The sequence below is a fragment of the Algoriphagus halophilus genome (assembly GCF_900129785.1).
GTDB classification, from domain to species: Bacteria; Bacteroidota; Bacteroidia; order Cytophagales; family Cyclobacteriaceae; genus Algoriphagus; species Algoriphagus halophilus.
In genome coordinates, this window is record NZ_FSRC01000001.1 from 336729 (window position 1) to 355080 (window position 18352).

Consider the following 18352-nt stretch of genomic DNA (forward strand, 5'->3'; position numbering starts at 1 on the left):
ATCACCCCGCCCTTCCTGTATAGGATTTATCTTAGAGGGGAGGGCTTTTTTATGGGGTTACCAATCTTGCTACCATGATTCCAGATTGGGATTTGTTCCCAGCCAAATAATCGCTGAGGGGTTTCTCAGAAATCTCCACTTCTTTATTTTTAGAGCTAGCATGCAGCAAATGGATTCTTCCGTTTTTCTGAATTGCAAAACCCGTATGCACAATGTCCAGGTTAGACATGGAAGTCGTGATAGCAATTAGATCCCCTGATTGGATATTCTTCTCTAAGCTGCTGATCTCGGTTTTTGGAATATAATAATATCCCCTTTTTTGGATCATGCCTTCTGTGATTTTGATTTCATCCAAGTTTTTAGAATCACTTAACTGAGGATAAAATTGAGGATTTTCAGACATAAAAGTAGGCTGGTTGGGATAAGGAACGCCGCCCACTTCCGCCGTCACATTGGTGATAATTCCCTTATCCTGGTTATCAAAAATCCAATCCGAAAAATAGTGAAGGCGAGAAGGATAGCCTTGGTTTTTACCTTCACGGTAGCGGAGTTCTTCCAGGTTTTTCTCAAAGGCATCGAAGGTGAATTCATTGCTTTCAGCCAATCTGGTTAGAGTAACCACGGTCTCCAAAAAGGTGGTGCAATCCACTCCCATCAGGTTGATGACCAATTTTTCAGACCCTGGGACTTCCAGGGTTTTTTCTACATAAGGAGTTTCCAGAAACCATTGCCCAATTATGGTATTCAGTTCATTTGGACTCTTCCCAGAGAGGTTGCTTTCGGCAAGTTTCTCCAGAAACAATTCCAATTTATCCCTGCTCTCCAATGAGCAAACGGTTTGGGCTTGAGTGAAAAGGGAGGTAGTAAACAGGGCTATTAGGATAATGTATTTCATGGATTCAGAACCAAGATGAACGAATGGTTGAAGATAAATGAAATACCAAGATCATACCACTCCTACAGGCAAGGAGTCAGAAAGTATCAAAAATTTCGTTCTTCTGCTTTCCTGGGTGAAGGCTAGTTAGGTATGTTATTTGCCTCCATAATTCCTTTATTACATGTTCCAAGGAAGGTTATATGATTTTGTTTTTCAATAAGTTGAATCAGGTAATTTTTTTTTTTGGTCATGAGTCCCATGTTGAGATTATATATTCCTTCTTACACCATACTTGCCAAAATTCATGATATTCATCTTTTGGAAAGAAATGAAATATTTGCCTTACTGAATCAAATCTCTTCCTGCTTTTAGTGACTCAAGGTAGAGTTACATTCTCCTAATCGATCTGGAATTGCCTCTATTGATTTCGTAAAATTGACTTTCGTATTTTTTCTTGTTATTTCCATGATTAATTACCTTTTTTCAAGGCATTCACCTGTTCCAGTGTAAGGTTAGGATCCCATTCCATTTTTACCTGAAAAGAGTCTTGCGCAATTTTAAAATACGTATCCATATCAGGAAGTCCTACACTTTTTCTTCGCAGATTTAAAGAGTCTGGATTTTGAACAGGCCAAACATAGGTGGTATTCGAATTTTCTAAAGCAAGTGTTTGTGTTCCGTAAAGTTGAAGTTTGTTTTCATTCATCAACTTCCTATCGAGCATGGTGGCGTAATCATCTGGTTTGAGTATTTCTAGCTCTACTTTTTCCTTAACCCAAGAAATGTATTTTTCTATGACGGGTGCATCAGCATGTTGAAGAACCAAGAAAATGGTTTCATGTGAAGATTTAGGCAGTTTATTATTCCAACCGCATTTCTCCAATAACCTCAATACATAGTCTTGATTCCCTTTATCTATTCTTTCCATCTTTCTGCTTAATAAAAGAAGTTTAATTCCACCTTCACCGGTTTCTTGGTATTTTCCAAGGAGAGCCATTAGTTCTTTTCGAACTTCTTGGTCTTTTTGATAGATTTCATCCAGTTGGCTTGCTGTTTCTTCAAGATTACATTCTATTTTTTGGCCAAAGCAGGCACATACTAATGGCATCATGACCATCAGGACAAGTAAGTTTTTCATGTTTAAAGTTTTGATTTAGAGGGGTATGTCCCTGTACTTTTTAAATTATTTTTCAGGGATGAATTCAAGTAGGTCTCCAGGCTGACATTGAAGAACCTCGCAAATTTTTTCTAAAGTAGAGAGCTTGATAGCTTTTGCTTTTCCCGTTTTTAGGATGGACAGATTTGCCAATGTAATATCAATCGCTTCTGCCAATTCTTTGGATTGCATCTTTCGCTTGGCTAGCATGACGTCTAGGTTAATAATAATTGGCATCAGATAGTTAGGTTTTGTTCTTCCTGTAATTTATTTCCTTCCCTAAAGACCTCCGATAATATGTAAAATATCAGTGCCATAAGCAGCGTTCCAAATTCGATTCCAATTTTTATGTCAAATCCCCCTCCAGTCTGAGGGAGAAACTTAATCAATTGTAGAGCAAAAAGAATGAGCACTAGATTGCCTAATTTTCGTAGAGCGGTGGCATTTTGAATATTGAAGGTGTCAAAGTTCTCAATGGATCGAATAATGAGTAGCGATGCCTTGGTGATTTTCCAAAAAAGAAATGTTTGAAAAATCATGAGAAGGAAAATAAGACCAATTAACCAATGGTTGAATTGAAGTTGATTGTTTTCAGGTTCTGTAGAAAATAAAACGGTACCGTCTGATTTAATTTGAATCCATTGACTTACTAATTCTGGGGTGAACAAGGCCAAAACCAGAAAAGCTAGCTCCAAGCCGATTAAGATCAAAAGAACAACACCCAATACGTTGGCGCAAATCTCTGCCATCTTTAAAACTGAATTTCTATTCATAATTCTAAATTTTATTCTTCAAAGGTAAAAAATTATTGTAAAACAATAAAAAAATATCGAAAAAAATTATTCTGTACCTCTAGGCTAATAGAGTGTTAAACTTGATTGCTTATGTTTCCCAACTAGAGAGGTTCTAGAATGAATAGGTGTCTTGAATTTCTACTACATATATAGGAGGACTATCTGAATATACTTTAGTCTTCAAAAATCTCTTTATTATCTGTTAATTTTACATAAAGACCAAAATCAATACAATCTCATACTTTCACTTCTATCCTTTTTCTATTCTATCGAACAGTTTAAAAAACAATAATTACGTGGAATACAATGGATTGAACTATTGACTGAGGTAGGTCTAACTAAGGTTCATTTTATTATTCACTGTTAGGTGTTTTCTTTTTCCTTTTACTTGGGCTTTTGAGTGTGTCAAAATGATTATTCGCTTAATTCTTACTTGGATTTGAGGATGGGATTGATTTGACTCCTCCTCCTCCACGATGAAGAAAAGTTGGACTCGTCCCGAAAACCACTGTGTACAAGAATCTTCTTACCACAAGAAGAGCCGGATATACCTTAAAACAAAAAAAAACCTGACACTTTCGTATCAGGTTTTGCTCCCCCTATCAACGATAGTTGCAACCGAAGTCTACTTCCTTTAAGATTGAAGGAAGTAGAAGATTATCTAAATCAGATTGATTTTTAATCTATTTAAAACAATCGGAGATAATGAAATTGTCTCCATTATTCTGACTGGGTTAAGACTAGAGATTTCAATTTTGAGTCAAGTTCTTTTTTCTCTTCCCCCTTTAGGTGTACATCAAAAAAGTTTCTGACCAATTGGCGGGTGACTTCATGATGATTTTCTCGTTGAGGAGCAGTTATAAAGCCCATTGGGAACATAAGTGTAAAATCTGAAAAACTCATGTGATTGGCTCCTTCAATAACATAGCTTTCGTAACCACCTCTTGCTAATCCCTCCAGCCTTAATTTCCATTCTACGAATAAAAAGTCATGATATTCTTCTTGGGTCATTTTCCATTCCTTCAGATCTTTTTCACTCATGGTTTCTGCAGGAGGGTTGTCTGCACGAATCTCCATGAAAGGCTGCTCAAAGCCTTCTAAATGACCTTTTCCAAAGTAAAACCCATCCAGATTGATTCCGGCTAAAAATCGTTTATCCCGAATCAAAGTGTTTGCAGAAGTAGCTCCACCAAAGGAATGACCGAAGACACCGATTTTTTTAAAGTTTATCATGAGAGGAAAAGGAACTAGGCTTTCATTTGTCAATTTTTCTAATTGGTTCAAAACAAAAATCTGATCATCGCTCCACTTGAGAATTTCTCGATCACTGTAGGGTTCATTTTGCGTAACCGAATCAAAAGGAGTCAGTCCTCCTATACTTAAATCTTCAAAGACAGTTCCTGCCGCTGAACCTGTATGCTCGATACTAGCTACTACATAACCATGAGAAGCCAAATCAGGGAGAAGAAAACTGTTTTGAAAGCGACTTCCATTGAAGCCATGTGAGAATAGTAGTAATGGGAAGCCTGAATCAGACTTTTGGGGTTTTGCCAAATTTTTGGTCGGTATTGTGGATCGACTGAGTTTTTTGATCAGGATTTTGGGGATTCCATAGAGGGATTTAAGATCCTTTTCCAGAGAATCCGGATAGGGATGATAAGGAATAGTCTCTTGATGAATTTCTGCTGCCGGATAGAAAAGAATGACCTTTAGTTTCCTTCCTTCTCGATTTGGATCTTGGAACTCCAGTTCAACAGAGCCAACTGAATAGTCTCCTGATGGGGCGGGGATTTTGGCAGATTTAAAAGCCATTATACTCAGACTAAACATTAGTAGTACAAGGACTCCTATAATAGATAATGCTTTGTTTTTGATTGTTGATTTTGCTGACATAGTTTTTTTGTTTGATATGATGTCGCAAAACTCTGGATCATCCACAGCATTAATGCTCATCCCAATTAGTCCGAACCTTTTTTGAAAAAGTGGTTAGGTTCAGGGTTCTTAGGATATTGAAAATCAGTGATTTGACCTTTTGAATTCGGAAGGACTCATGCCAGTAAATTTTTTAAAGGCCGTGTTAAAAGTAGACTTGGCATTGAATCCAAACTCAAAAGCAATCCCCAAAATGGTTAAATGTGCATAGTTTGGATCAGAAAGGGCTTGCTGAATTTCGCGGATTCTATGAGAATTGATCAGGTCGTAAAAGGAGGTTTTTCTGTATTTCCCAAGTACTTCTGAAATGCGATAAGGTGAAACTCCAATGGCATCAGCCATAACGCCTAAGTTTACTTCGGGATCAAGGTATCCCTTATTTTGAATCCATTGATCAATTTTTTGATTGATTTTGGCAACTTCATATTCTTTTAATCCGCTTTTCTCATACTTTGGATTTTCTTTTTCCGCAGTCCAAGAGAATTGTATTTCTTTAAACTTGAACCTAAAGTCGAAAATGCTCTTCTGATGAAAAGAATAAAAAGTCAGGGAGATTAAAAAAGCTGAAAGTAATATCAAATTGAAAAAAGTAATCTCTTTCTGCCAGTTGGGATTCTGTAGTGCAAAAAGATAAAAACCGAAGGAAATCAAACTAAGAGCTAAAAAAGAAATCAGAATATACCTTACCCAAAGAAGGTCCTTTCCTTTTAGATTAGAAAATATTTTTTGGATTCGATCTTGATGGTTTCTTAGTTCCCAAAAACTTAAACCCACATAAATCAATAAATGAGCAAACTTGAGAATTCCCAATCCAACAGCAAACCCTGAACTATAGATTAGTTGAAGTGATTGAGGATCTGCTTGCGTCTTATAAACTTTTAAGGCAAAAAATGCTAATAGTGGTAAATAAAGAAAGAATGCTAAGGTGTGAAATTTGAGACTTTTTTCTTTTTCTGGTCTTGAGAGCAATAAAATATATCCGTAGAAAGATGGGCCAATTAAAAGAAATAAAGGGTCTACCAGAAAAGATCCCCAAGGTTCACCTATCCATTGATTCAAAAGTGGACCAGCAATAAAAGCAGAAATTAACAACACAAAAAATCCCATCAACCAAGTGAAATTCTTGTTTTGAAGGGATTTAAGAAACAAAAGGGAACTTAAAATCAATCCCTGAAAAAATCCTATGGCAAGAATTTCCTGCATGTAACTGAAGATTTTAGGAAAATAAAATAAGAAAAACTCCTCTAAAGATTAATTAATTAAAGAGATGTTTTTGGATTGAATTCAATGTTGATGGCTTGGTAAATAAAAATTTCAGATTCAAATTTCTTGAAATGAAAAAAATGTTGCAACCATAAAAACCTGATTTCCTCGAAAAGGAGAGGGATGAAAACAAAAAAAGAGGTCATTTTGACCTCTTTTTTGATTTGGCTCCCCTTGATGACTTTTTTTCGAACCAATTACGGTATGATCTGGAACAAGTAATAGAAATAGAAAAAATATTCAAGGGAAGGTAATTGTTAAGGGACAGTCTAAAAACTGTGGAAAATCCCTAATTAACTTAAAGAGAAATTGAAAGAGGGTGAAAAATACCCAGTATTGGGTATTGTAATATTCAGAAGATTGTGACTTATTAGTGTCCCAAAAAAATTAGTTTATCCCCATTACAATGAATTTCTTTCCATTTTTTACTCCTGCTACTGCAGGAGACTATGTTACCATTATATTTCTAGGAGGAATATTTCTGTTCTTTTTTATAGAAGGATTTAGACTATACCTAAAAGTAAAAAGGTTAAAGGAATCAATCAAACAAGTGGTAATCAACTCACCTACTTCATTTGAAAATTCGGAAATGCTAATAAACCATTGGATATCATATCATTCCACATTTGGTTTTGGATCATTAAATAAAACAACCGAAGATGCAAATGACTATTTTGATGAGCATACACTTATCCTAAACAATGCAAATTTTAGACACTATTTAACCCTGCCTAGTGTTTTTGTTGGGATAGGCATTCTTGGAACTTTTGTTGGATTGGTAGTCGGGATAAGTTCATTTGACCTTTCTAGTTCTAGTACTATTAAAGACAGTATTTCAATTTTATTGGGAGGGATGTCAACAGCATTTTACACTTCCATTGCTGGAATGTTTACATCTATATTTTTTAATCTATTTGAAAAATATCAATTCCATTCAGTTTATAAAAAGATAAAAAATCTTGCAAATGGATTAAATGAAGAATTCAGAATTTCCAAAATTGAACTGGAAAAGCATCAAGCCCAAAGCCAGTTAGCTTTAATTCAAGAGGCATTTGGATTTCAAGATGAAGATGGAAATTTCATCAAACCTAATCTAGTATTTTCGACTATCTATCGGGAATTGCAAGAATCAACCAGAGCACTTAAAAGTTTCTCTACTGATTTAGCGAATAGTATTGAGGCTACTCAGGCAATTATCATGGAAGAATTTGATCAAAGTTTCCAAAAAGCATTTAAAGAAACCCTTTTGCCGGTTATTCAAAAATTAGATGCAGCTGTAGAAGCATTAAAAAATGAAAAGACTTCGACGAATGAACATTTGATTAGTTCTACTATTGAAAAGCTTGAAAAATCAATGAAAGAAATGATAGAATCTTTTAAGGAGGAAATTTCTGGAAATGCCAAGTCCGAATTGGATAATATGCTGAAAACCTTGTCTGCTTCATCAGAAACTCTTTCCAACTTACCTAGACTCCTAAACTCATTCGATGAAAGTTTAAAAGTGACGACTGCAAAATTCGAAACTATTGTGGAGGGAACTTTAGAAAGAGAAAGAATAAATAATGTAGAAAATGATAAGCGGATAAAGGAGAGAAACGAAGATGCACAAAAAATCCATTCTGGAGCCTTGGATGTTATTACTAAAGTAACTGAGTTCATAGAAGGATTTGCAGAAGAAGCTGAAAAAATGTCTTCATCAATTAAAGATTATAATTACCTAATAGAAAAAATAACTGAGACAGGAGATAATTTACAATCTAGCTCTGAAAAACTATCTCAATCAGTTCAACTCAATAATGAGTACAATTTAAGGACAGCAGAAACTAACAGACAACTTACTGAGAATTTCCAAAAGCAACTGGAGGAAATTACTAGATTAAATCATGATCATCTAAAGAACTACGAATTAATTCAAGAATCTATAACGGAAGTCTTTAAAGGTATAGATGAAGGATTAAACAATTATCGGTCTCACACTGTCCAGACATTAAATGATTACTTGGGGGAATTTTCCAATAAACTCTCAAAAGCCTCGATTGCTTTGTCTGGAAGCATTGATGAATTGAATGAAGGTCTTGATGGCCTAAATGAAATTTTCGGAAAAATTAGGCAATAAGAGATGAGCAAAGGGAATACCTTTCAAGAAGAGGAAAATCCATTTTCATTATCCATAGGAGATGCTATGGCTGCACTTCTTCTTGTTTTTGTTTTAATTCTGTCAGCTATCCTTTTGGAGTTGGAAGAAACCAAAGAGAAACAAAACTTGGTGATAACAGAGTATAAGAATCTCAAAAATGAAATATATGAGAAACTATACGAAGAATTTAAAGATGATTTAGGAAAGTGGGGAGCTGAGTTAGAAAGGTCAAATTTGTCCTTTAAATTCAATGAACCAGATGTGCTGTTTTCCACAAATAGTTCAGTTTTGAAAACGGAATTCAAGGAGATTCTCTCAGATTTTTTTCCAAGGTATATTTCTGTTCTTAGAAGGGATGAGTTCATAGAAAGTATCGAGGAAATAAGAATTGAAGGTCATACTTCTAGTGAATGGATTTATAATGCCTCTGAGGATTATGCATATGTTGAAAACATGAGGTTGTCACAAGACAGAACTAGGTCCACATTGAATTTTGTCTTGGAACAAATTACAAATGAAAATGCAAGACAATGGACAAAATCTTTGATTACTGCAAATGGGCTTTCATCAAGTCAATTAATTGTAAATGAGGATGGAACTGAAAATAAACAAGCTTCAAGGCGAGTTGAGTTTAGGGTAAGAACGGATGCTGAAAAAAGAATAGATGAGCTTCTAAAAATAATTGATGAATGATCATGGATGGGATTTTTTCAAAACTCAAATCGTTAAGTAGTTCTGGGATTCCAAAGTTTGAAATTTCAGAATATACAATTAGAAAGCTTCAAGAGTCTAATAAAAATTTGGATAACATCCTTCAGAATTCAGGAAGGATGGGGCAACCTAAAGTGGATCACTACAAGCAGGTGTTAACTTATTTCCATGATATCGAATATAGAGATAGGTATTTCACAAATTCTTTATCAATTAAAAGACTTTGCTGGGCTCTAGATTACACAGACGAGGAATTCCCAGAATCTATACTTGAAAAAGGTCAATTGGTTTTAGCATTAGAATATATTGATAAATATTTTTCTAGTTCATGTATAACAGCTCTGATTTTTATTCTTTTCAATAATTGGCAAAGTTCAAAAGTGGATTTTCTCAGAGATTATTTGAGAAATAGAATCATTGCAGAAAAAAATGAGCGTCCAAAGCTCAAATATTACCGTGAAAACATTGATTATCTCTGCCAAAAGAATGGACCAGTTAGATGGTCACAAAATTCTTTCAAATCACTTCAAGGAAAAATTGATTTGTTTTTTGAATCCAATCCATATATATCATACGCAAAAGGAACTCAATATTTCAAGTTGTTCTTAATTGAAATGTTTGAAAATACAGTAAGAAATGCAACTTTAGATGATAGAGGAAACTGGAAAGGAATATTAGACTTTGCTAAAGAAAATTTTGAAAGAAATTTACCCAAATACTTTGTTTCATCCGAGATTGTCAGATTTAAAGATGAAATAAAAGGGTCCACTTTTCAAGATGTCATTAAAAACGAAGCCTTCGAGTTTATAGGCGATCCAGGTAAAGAATCTAATTGGGTTTTACCCTCATCGGAATTCACTACATACCAAATTCAAGTAGTTCAGGAAGCAAGACAAATTTTAAATGTCTGGATAAATGAGTCCTTAGTAGATTTGTTTTTTTCTGAAGTAGTCGAGGATTTACCCAGAAAGAGATTCTGGATGAATTACGTTTCAAATATGACTACAGTTGATATTTTCCTTTCAATTCAGAAGCTTGAGGAGATTTTTTTAGATAGTAGGGTCGAAAATGGAATGGAACAAAGATTTGGAGTCCTTTCCTCAGGAGGTAGTACTAGTAGTGTTATTATTTTTACCATTAAAAAATATCGATTCGTTTTAGCTGGAAGTTTGGCAGGTGGAGCATTATACGTTCATCCAAATACTAGCAACATATATCCAAGAATTGAAGAACTGAGAAATGAATGGCCAGTGTTGGGAAGACGACTTAGAAGATTGGATAGGGGGCTTTTAATTCATAGTTATCTTCGAAATTTGATTTCTGAAAATGGCAATTACCTCTATTTTGAAAATGAAGGAAGGATGGTCCATACAGGAAATTGGCAATACCGATTAAGAAAATGGATGAATAAAAAGGTTGAATAATGGAACAAGAATTTTTGTTTGAAAAGCCAACACTTAGCATTCTTCAAAAGACCATATTAGAAAGCTTAGAATCGGACGGGCTATCAACACAGAATGAGGATAGTTTTAATATTTCTATTGATCAGGCAATTGAAATTTCTGACACCAATAGAAGTGTATTAGGAATCCCATTATCTATTCCAGTTCAAATCCACATTGGTTCATCTGGCACCCTTAATATGGAGGAATTCGGATTTATTTTGTCTTTTAAAGAAACCAGAGCTTCATCACCTATTCATTTTTCAAAAGAAGGAGATTTTTTCCACATAAATGGGAAAAGGTATCTTGGTTCATCTGATCAAATCAAGGTTCTAAGAACCTTGACAAACCATCAAAAGGTTAATAATCATAAGTTTGAAGAGAATTTAATGGCGCTTGGATCAATTAAGCGTTATGGTGCCAAATTAATTGAAAGTGGGAGTTTGGTATTTGACAGTTACTTGAAAAATGAACAAGTAGAAGTTGCTGAGAAGCTGAGGCTTGATTTTCGAGAAAATCCAGATGGTTCTATTAACGTGGTACCATCAATTGATCATAATGCAGATGAGGGATTTCAAAAGGCATATGATATCTATCCAAAGGTAAAAGATGTCTACAACTCCCAGGATGGTGACCGTAGGGTAAGAGTTGTTATTCCAGAAGAGTCGAAACCTTCTTTAAATTCATTGAAATCTGAATTCAAAAGGATTAATGGAGAGAAAAAAGATAGTGTTTTAAAGAACCCTTCCAATTATTTCGACGAGTCAACTTTTGATTTGGATCATTATTCTAAAAGAGTTTATGAATTAGGGTTATATGAACCAAAATATTACCCCTTCATAAAGCCTTTTTCAACGAATTGGGTCAGTGGAGTTACAGTTGAAGAAGCTTCTGGTAAAAGATCAGAAATATTGATCGAGGATGAAGGGGAATACAAAGCACTCCATTCAGGAATCCAGATTGCAGAAGCAAAAGGGGAAGATAAAGTAGAATTCAAAGGGAGTTTACTTCCTGTTGATGATGCAATTTCTCTAAGAGATTCATATATAGCTATCCAAGAAAATAGGGTGGATAAATCGGGAATTAGAGATTCAAATGGTAGAAAGGTCTTAATTATTCATGAAAATGTGGAAGACCTTGAGTTCTCGATTGATTCACTAATAGAAATTCCCCATGTCTTTATTCCTCCAAAAAGGTTAAAATCTAAATTTTCACTTTTACCACATCAAGTGGAGGGGGTTGCTTGGCTTCAGAGTTTATGTAAATCTAACAGTGGAGCATTGTTGGGAGATGATATGGGGCTGGGTAAGACGTTGCAAATATTATCCTTTATTGATTGGAGTTTTGAATATCAACAAGAAATCGGGATTTCTAAACCAAATTTAATTGTCGCTCCTGTGACATTATTGGAAAACTGGGAAAATGAATTCAAGCTTTTTTTTGAGCCACATTTAAACTTCATTCGGTATTATGGAAAAGAAATAAAGGAGATCGATTTATTCGCTTTAGGCAATAAAGATGTTCTTCTAACCACCTATGAAACGCTACGCTCCAAACAGCTGCTGTTAGGAAGGATTAATTGGTTTAGTGCTATATTGGATGAAGCTCAGAGAATCAAGACTCCTGGTACAATGGTTACCAATGCTGCAAAAGCTCTTAATGCTGAGTTTAAAATTGCCATGACTGGTACACCTGTAGAAAACTCTTGGATGGATTTGTGGTGTTTATCAGATTTTGTTGCACCAGGTTTACTAGGAAGTGCAAGAATATTTAATAGTAAGTATAATAATGCATTAAAAGAGGAGGAAGCCGATATTAAGGCCCTTGGAGATGATATCAGAAGTCAGTTAGGGATTTATCTCAAAAGAAGGGTGAAGTCTCAAATTTTGAAGGATTTGCCTTCAAAAGAGCAGGTTTTTTTTCCGAGGGAAATGCCTGATGTTCAAAAGTCAAAATATTTGAAAGAATTAGAGTTTTACCAGAATAATCGAGGCTCACTAAATCAACTTTTAAGTACGATAAGTAAGCTTAGGATGATTAGTGATCATCCCTATTTGGACTTAGCTCCAGAAGACCTCAATTCATTTAGTACGCTTCAATTAATTAATTCTTCAGCTAAAATGATTGAAACCAGTCAAATTTTAGAGAGTATTAAGGCAAAGAATGAGAAAGTAATTTTGTTTAGTCCATTTGAAAAGGTTCAGAATATCCTTTCAAGAATGGTGATCGATCTATTCGGGATTCCAGTAAGTATCATTAATGGTCAAACTGCAACTGTGGAGTCCAAAGGCAAAGTGTCAAGACAAAAGCTTATTGATAAATTTCAATCTGTTTCAGGTTTTAATGTGATTATTATGTCACCTATTGCAGCTGGATATGGATTAAATGTGACAGGAGCTAACCATGTTATTCATTTTACAAGACATTGGAACCCTGCAAAAGAAAATCAAGCAACTGATCGAGTTTATCGAATAGGTCAGAAGAAAAGTGTGCATATTTATTATCCCATGGCGACGATCCAAGGGAAAGAGACTTTTGATCAGAAATTGGATAAACTTTTAACTATGAAAATTCAACTTTCTGATGCCTCACTTTATCCATCAGATGCAGCTGAAGTTAAATTTTCCGATTTTGAGGAGCTGTTGGCATAAGGTTTTATAAACAAAATAGGGTGAATCCAAAATGAATTAAATTTCCATTTCTGTATTATATCTTTAATTTCGATTTTGAATATGTCTTATAATGACCGCTAAAATTTTTTGTCTTGAAGGAGAATGGGAAAAGTCTCTTAAACCAAAGTATTCTGTTGAATCCTATCTTAAATATTTAGATGAGGCATTTGGAGTCGGATATATCTATCGAAAAGTGAACTCCAGAGATTCTTTGAGAAAATACCTAAATGCGATCATAAAAAAGGAATATGACAATTATTCTGTGGTTTACTTAGCCTTTCATGGAGAATCTAAAAAGATAGAAATCGATCATTCAGAGAATATAGATCTTGATCAGCTGGCTAAATTAGCTGGAGATTCTTTTCAAAATCGAATCATCCATTTTGGCAGCTGTAGGACTTTATTGGGTTCAGAAACCAAACTTCAGATGTTCAGGAAATCAACTGGAGCAAAAATGATTTCGGGCTATACAAAGTCCATTGATTTCTTTGATGCCTCTCTTTTAGACATGGCTTTTCTAAAAAATATTGTAGAATATGAACGGCCTGGTCATATTGAAAATTGGATTAAAGACAAGTACCCAAGATTATCTAAAGATCTTGGCTTCAAAGTAATAAGATAAAATTTAATGACTAATATAAAGCTTACACTCTCGCAACTCGAGCAATACCTATCCAAGGCTGCTTGGATTCTAAAGGGTCCTGTTGATGCTTCCGACTTTAAGGTTTACATCTTCCCTCTCCTATTTTTCAAAAGAATATCGGATGTCTACGATGAGGAATTTAGGATTGCGCTTCAAGAATCTGAAGGTGATTCAGAATATGCAAACCTTCCGGAATTTCACCGATTCCTAATACCGGAAGGTTGTCATTGGAAAGACGTAAGAGAGACGACAAGCAATGTAGGCCTTGTGATAGAAAAAGCCCTTCGAGGAATTGAGCAAGCAAATCAAGAATTTCTTTATGGCATTTTTGGAGATGCCCAATGGAGCAATAAGAACAAGCTTTCTGATAGGTTACTCATTGATTTAATTGAGCATTTCTCGCAATACGATCTATGCAATGGCAATGTGGATTCAGATTTATTAGGGAATTCCTATGAATACCTTATAAAGCACTTTGCAGATCTCACAAACAAGAAAGCGGGGGAATTCTATACTCCACGATCGGTAGTTCATTTACTAGGATTGATTCTAGATCCGCATGAAGGCGAAACGATTTATGATCCTGCTTGTGGGACAGGAGGTATGCTTTTAGAATGTGTAGATCATTTGAAACACAATAAGGAAGATTACAGAACACTGAAACTCTTTGGTCAGGAAAAAAACCTAACCTCCAGCTCCATTGCCAGAATGAATATGTTCTTGCATGGCATTGAGGATTTTCAAATTTATCGAGGCGATACACTTCGCAATCCAGCATTCTTTGAAGCTGATGGTTTAAAAACCTTTGATTGTGTCATCGCCAATCCACCTTTTTCACTCAAAGAATGGGGAGCAGAAAACTGGGCAAATGATCCTTACGGGAGAAATATTGCTGGCGTACCACCTCAAGGAAATGGTGATATGGCTTGGGTGCAGCATATGATCAAATCCATGAATAGCACAGGTCGAATGACTGTGGTTCTTCCTCATGGAGCACTTTTTAGAAAAGGTGCTGAAGGAAGAATTCGTGAGGCTTTGCTTAAAATGGATTTACTGGAAGCGGTAATTGGCTTGGGCTCCAATATCTTTTATGGAACCCAACTAGCAGCTTGCGTACTGGTTTTCAAGCAAAATAAAACAGCAGATCGAAAAGGTAAAGTGCTCTTTATCGATGGATCTGAGCAAGTTCGAGTAGGAAGAGCGCAGAATTTCCTAGAACCACAACATGTACAACAACTTTTTGACTGGTACAGAGATTTCGCAGACGTTGAAAATTTCGTGAAAGTAAGCAGCATAGATGAAATCGCTGAAAATGATTTCAACCTCAACATCCCACTTTATGTAGAAAAAATCATCGAGGACAATCTTCCATCAGTGGAAGAAGCATTGGCTGATTTAAAGAAAGCGTGGGATGCAAGCCAAAAAGCAGAAGAAAATTTTAAATCCATTTTATCCAAATTTTTATAAAAATGGCATACGAAGCCCCCATTACTATCAAAAAGGCGATCGATAACATTCGAAAAAAACATTATGTTTTGCCTTCTATTCAGCGAGAATTTGTGTGGGATACAGATCAAATTGAAAAACTTTTTGATTCATTGATGAGGGATTACCCTATAAGCACATTCCTTTTTTGGAAAGTCGAAAAACACAAAATAAAAGATTTTCAATTCTATGAGTTTCTTAAAAATTATCATGAAAAGACCTCTAGACATAACAAAAAGGCAGATTTAAGTCAGGAGGAAGATGTTATTGCTATTCTTGATGGTCAGCAACGGATGACCTCCATGTACATTGGACTTACTGGAACCTATTCAAAAAAACTTCCTTATTATGGCTGGAATAGCCCTCACGCTTTTCCCGAGAAAAAACTTTATCTCAATCTCTTAAAAAAAGCTTCAAACATTGAATTTGAGTATGATTTTCGATTTCTCACTTCGGTAGAAGCCTCACAGAATGACGAAAACCATTTTTGGTTTAGCGTTTCTGAAATAATGGAACTTTCCGACATGAGTAAAGTCTCCAAATTCCTATCGAAAAATGGACTTCTTGACTCCTCAAAATATAATGAGGAGAAAAGAGATTTTGCCATTGATACCCTGAATGAATTTTACAATGTTGTACATCAAAAAGGCTCCATAAGCTATTTTCTAGAAGAAGGAGAAGAACTAGACAAAGTCCTCCAAATTTTTATTCGAATCAATAGTGGTGGGACTAAATTAAGTTATTCGGATCTCTTACTTTCAATTGCTACTGCTCAATGGAACGAAAAAGATGCAAGAGAAGTAATCCATGAATTTGTTGATGATATTAACAAAATTGGGGATGGATTTGATTTTAATAAAGACTTTGTCCTTAAAGCATGTCTAGTTTTAAGTGATTTTCAAGACATCAAGTTTAAGGTTGATAATTTCACTAAACAGAATATGGAAATGATCGAACAGAATTGGGAGAAAATCTCAAATTCTATTCGATCTGCAATTGAATTAGTAGCTAAGTATGGGTACTACAGAGAAAACCTTTTAGCCTCGAATGCTATAATTCCGATTGCTTACTTCATCTACAAAAATTCTTTAACGGAGAAAATCCTGCATTCGGGTTCTTTAGAGAGTGATCGAAAGTTAATTATGGAATGGCTATCTAGAGTACTCTTAAAAGGGACTTTCGGTGGTACTCCAGATGGTATTTATCCTGTTATGAGAAATATCATCAACCAAAATCCTGGGCGGTTTCCTCTGTCGGAAATTGTTGAGCATTATCGAGGAAAACGCAAATCTATTTCCTTTTCTCCTGATGATGTAGAAAGCATCTTAGATATAAATTATGGGACAAAAAGAAGTTATAGCGCCTTATCCCTGCTATACTCATCTTTAAATTTCAATTTTAAATACCATCAGGATCATATTCATCCTAAATCATTTTTTAACAAAAGAAAATTAAAGGCTCTGGGTATTCTAGATGAGAAAACCCAAGATGAATTTATTCTTAGGTTTAATAAGTTGGCAAATCTTCAATTATTACAGGCAACTTCCAATGTTGAAAAAAAAGATAAGCCTTTTGAAATTTGGCTTTCCGAAAACTTCCAAAATGAAGCTGATAAATCCAGTTATTTATCCCTAAATCATATTCATAATGACACTTCATTAAAACTTGATGATTTTCTTGAGTTCTATGAAAAAAGAAGAGCTGATTTTAAATCGAAATTAATGGCACTATTGAATGTTAAAGCTGGAGAAGAATTAATTATTTCAGAGGAAGACTAATGACCCAACAACAACTTGAAAAATATCTCTGGGGTGCAGCTACGCAATTGCGAGGCACTATCGATGCCGGAGATTACAAACAATATATTTTCCCTCTACTCTTCTTTAAGCGGATCTGCGATGTGTATGATGAGGAGTTTGAAAGTGCCTTGGCAGAAAGTGAAGGGGATATGGAATATGCTGCCTTTGCGGAGCATCATCACTTTATCGTTCCAGAAGGCGCACACTGGAATGATGTCCGGGAAACCACTACTAATGTGGGGATGGCTTTGCAAGATGCGATGCGCCAGATAGAAAAAGCCAATCCAGATACGCTCTATGGGATTTTTGGGGATGCCAGTTGGACAAATAAAGATAGACTCAGTGATGAGACACTAACGAACCTAATCGAGCATTACTCTCAGCATAAACTGAGTCTGAGTAATATTCCTGATGATAAACTGGGAAATGCCTACGAATACCTGATCAAGGAATTTGCTGACGATAGTGGGCATACGGCTGCAGAGTTTTACACCAATCGAACAGTAGTCAAACTCATGACTATGATAATGGATCCTCAGCCAGGAGAATCGGTTTACGATCCTACCTGTGGCTCCGGAGGCTTACTGCTCAACTGTGCATTGCACCTGAAAGAAGAGGGAAAGGAATATAGAACGCTAAAGCTCTACGGACAGGAAATCAATTTGATCACTTCTGCCATCGCCAGGATGAATATGTTTATGCATGGCATAGAGGAGTTTAGTATCGTACGAGGAGATACGCTTGCCAGACCTGCCTTTCTACATCATGATGAACTGAAGAAGTTCAATGTGATCCTTGCCAATCCACCTTACTCGATTAAGGCATGGGATCGGAAAAGCTTCGAAAACGATCCCTATGGACGAAATATCTGGGGTACACCTCCTCAGGGCTGTGCAGATTATGCCTTTCAGCAACATATCCAAAAGAGCTTGGATGATAAAAATGGCAGATCCATTTCACTTTGGCCGCATGGGATTCTTTTTAGGGAGTCGGAAGCAGATATGCGGAGAAAGATGATCGAAGCCGACTTGGTGGAATGTGTGATTGGCTTGGGGCCAAATCTCTTTTACAATTCTCCCATGGAAGCCTGTCTCCTGATCACCAAGACCAATAAGTCAAAAGATCGAAAGGGAAAAGTATTGATCATCAATGCTGTAAAAGAGGTCAAGCAAGAGAAAAATATTGCCTACTTGGAAGAGAGGCATATTGAACGGATTTATTCAAGCTACCAAAACTTCCAAGATGAGGAAGGTTTTTCTAAGGTATTGGATATTGATACACTATTGGAAAACAAGGGTAGCCTAAACATTGCCCAATATGTCAGTAATGTGAATACCGAAGGAACCACCATTTCTTTTGAAACTGCTTTAAGAAATTGGGAGCAAAAATCACTTGAACTCAAGGCAAGCATGAATGAACTATTTGAAATATTAGGCTAAGG

At 35.6% G+C, this 18352-nt stretch carries 14 protein-coding genes; 8 read left to right on the top strand and 6 right to left on the bottom strand.

All coding sequences use genetic code 11. The features are described from left to right. Positions 1-49: 49 nt before the first annotated feature. The 6 genes from BUR11_RS01430 to BUR11_RS01455 all read right to left on the bottom strand — a co-directional run bounded on the left by BUR11_RS01430 (position 50) and on the right by BUR11_RS01455 (position 5962). Positions 50-895, bottom strand: coding sequence for an N-acetylmuramoyl-L-alanine amidase-like domain-containing protein (locus BUR11_RS01430; protein ID WP_074223060.1), 846 nt, complete (start codon positions 893-895; stop codon positions 50-52). A gap of 451 nt (positions 896-1346) precedes the next feature. Then, positions 1347-2015: a DUF6624 domain-containing protein gene (locus BUR11_RS01435; RefSeq protein WP_074223061.1), complete on the bottom strand. Its 669-nt coding sequence runs from the start codon at positions 2013-2015 to the stop codon at positions 1347-1349. A gap of 45 nt (positions 2016-2060) precedes the next feature. Beyond that, positions 2061-2270, bottom strand: coding sequence for a helix-turn-helix domain-containing protein (locus tag BUR11_RS01440; RefSeq protein ID WP_074223062.1), 210 nt, complete (start codon positions 2268-2270; stop codon positions 2061-2063). Continuing rightward, positions 2270-2806 carry a DUF2975 domain-containing protein gene (locus BUR11_RS01445; protein WP_074223063.1) on the bottom strand — a complete coding sequence of 179 codons (537 nt, stop codon included), beginning with the start codon at positions 2804-2806 and terminating at the stop codon, positions 2270-2272. Before BUR11_RS01445 ends, BUR11_RS01440 begins: the two co-directional genes overlap by 1 nt. A 741-nt stretch (positions 2807-3547) precedes the next feature. Then, a complete protein-coding gene (locus BUR11_RS01450; RefSeq protein ID WP_159439196.1) occupies positions 3548-4720 on the bottom strand; it encodes an alpha/beta hydrolase family protein in 1173 nt (390 codons plus the stop codon). 123 nt (positions 4721-4843) lie between these two features. Continuing rightward, on the bottom strand, positions 4844-5962 hold the full coding sequence (locus BUR11_RS01455) for an AraC family transcriptional regulator (RefSeq protein ID WP_074223065.1): 1119 nt from the start codon (positions 5960-5962) through the stop codon (positions 4844-4846). Positions 5963-6572: 610 nt separating this feature from the next. Between BUR11_RS01455 and BUR11_RS01465 the strand changes: the two genes are divergently transcribed. The 8 genes from BUR11_RS01465 to BUR11_RS01500 all read left to right on the top strand — a co-directional run bounded on the left by BUR11_RS01465 (position 6573) and on the right by BUR11_RS01500 (position 18350). Further along, positions 6573-8138, top strand: a complete 1566-nt coding sequence (locus tag BUR11_RS01465) for a MotA/TolQ/ExbB proton channel family protein (RefSeq protein ID WP_159439197.1) — start codon at positions 6573-6575, stop codon at positions 8136-8138. 66 nt (positions 8139-8204) lie between these two features. Further along, positions 8205-8852: an OmpA family protein gene (locus BUR11_RS01470; protein WP_200800377.1), complete on the top strand. Its 648-nt coding sequence runs from the start codon at positions 8205-8207 to the stop codon at positions 8850-8852. A gap of 2 nt (positions 8853-8854) precedes the next feature. Next, the gene (locus tag BUR11_RS01475; protein WP_159439198.1) at positions 8855-10294 is read left to right on the top strand and encodes an EH signature domain-containing protein; all 1440 of its coding nucleotides are present in this window, start codon (positions 8855-8857) and stop codon (positions 10292-10294) included. Then, complete coding sequence (locus tag BUR11_RS01480; RefSeq protein WP_084560833.1) at positions 10294-12963, top strand: DEAD/DEAH box helicase; 2670 nt, start codon at positions 10294-10296, stop codon at positions 12961-12963. Before BUR11_RS01475 ends, BUR11_RS01480 begins: the two co-directional genes overlap by 1 nt. 91 nt (positions 12964-13054) lie before the next feature. Continuing rightward, positions 13055-13606, top strand: coding sequence for a DUF6642 family protein (locus BUR11_RS01485; protein ID WP_074223070.1), 552 nt, complete (start codon positions 13055-13057; stop codon positions 13604-13606). Positions 13607-13612: 6 nt separating this feature from the next. Next, positions 13613-15094: a type I restriction-modification system subunit M gene (locus BUR11_RS01490; protein ID WP_074223071.1), complete on the top strand. Its 1482-nt coding sequence runs from the start codon at positions 13613-13615 to the stop codon at positions 15092-15094. A 2-nt stretch (positions 15095-15096) separates the two neighbouring features. Beyond that, a complete protein-coding gene (locus BUR11_RS01495; protein WP_074223072.1) occupies positions 15097-16890 on the top strand; it encodes a DUF262 domain-containing protein in 1794 nt (597 codons plus the stop codon). Continuing rightward, the gene (locus BUR11_RS01500) at positions 16890-18350 is read left to right on the top strand and encodes a type I restriction-modification system subunit M (RefSeq protein ID WP_074223073.1); all 1461 of its coding nucleotides are present in this window, start codon (positions 16890-16892) and stop codon (positions 18348-18350) included. Before BUR11_RS01495 ends, BUR11_RS01500 begins: the two co-directional genes overlap by 1 nt. Positions 18351-18352 lie beyond the last annotated feature (2 nt).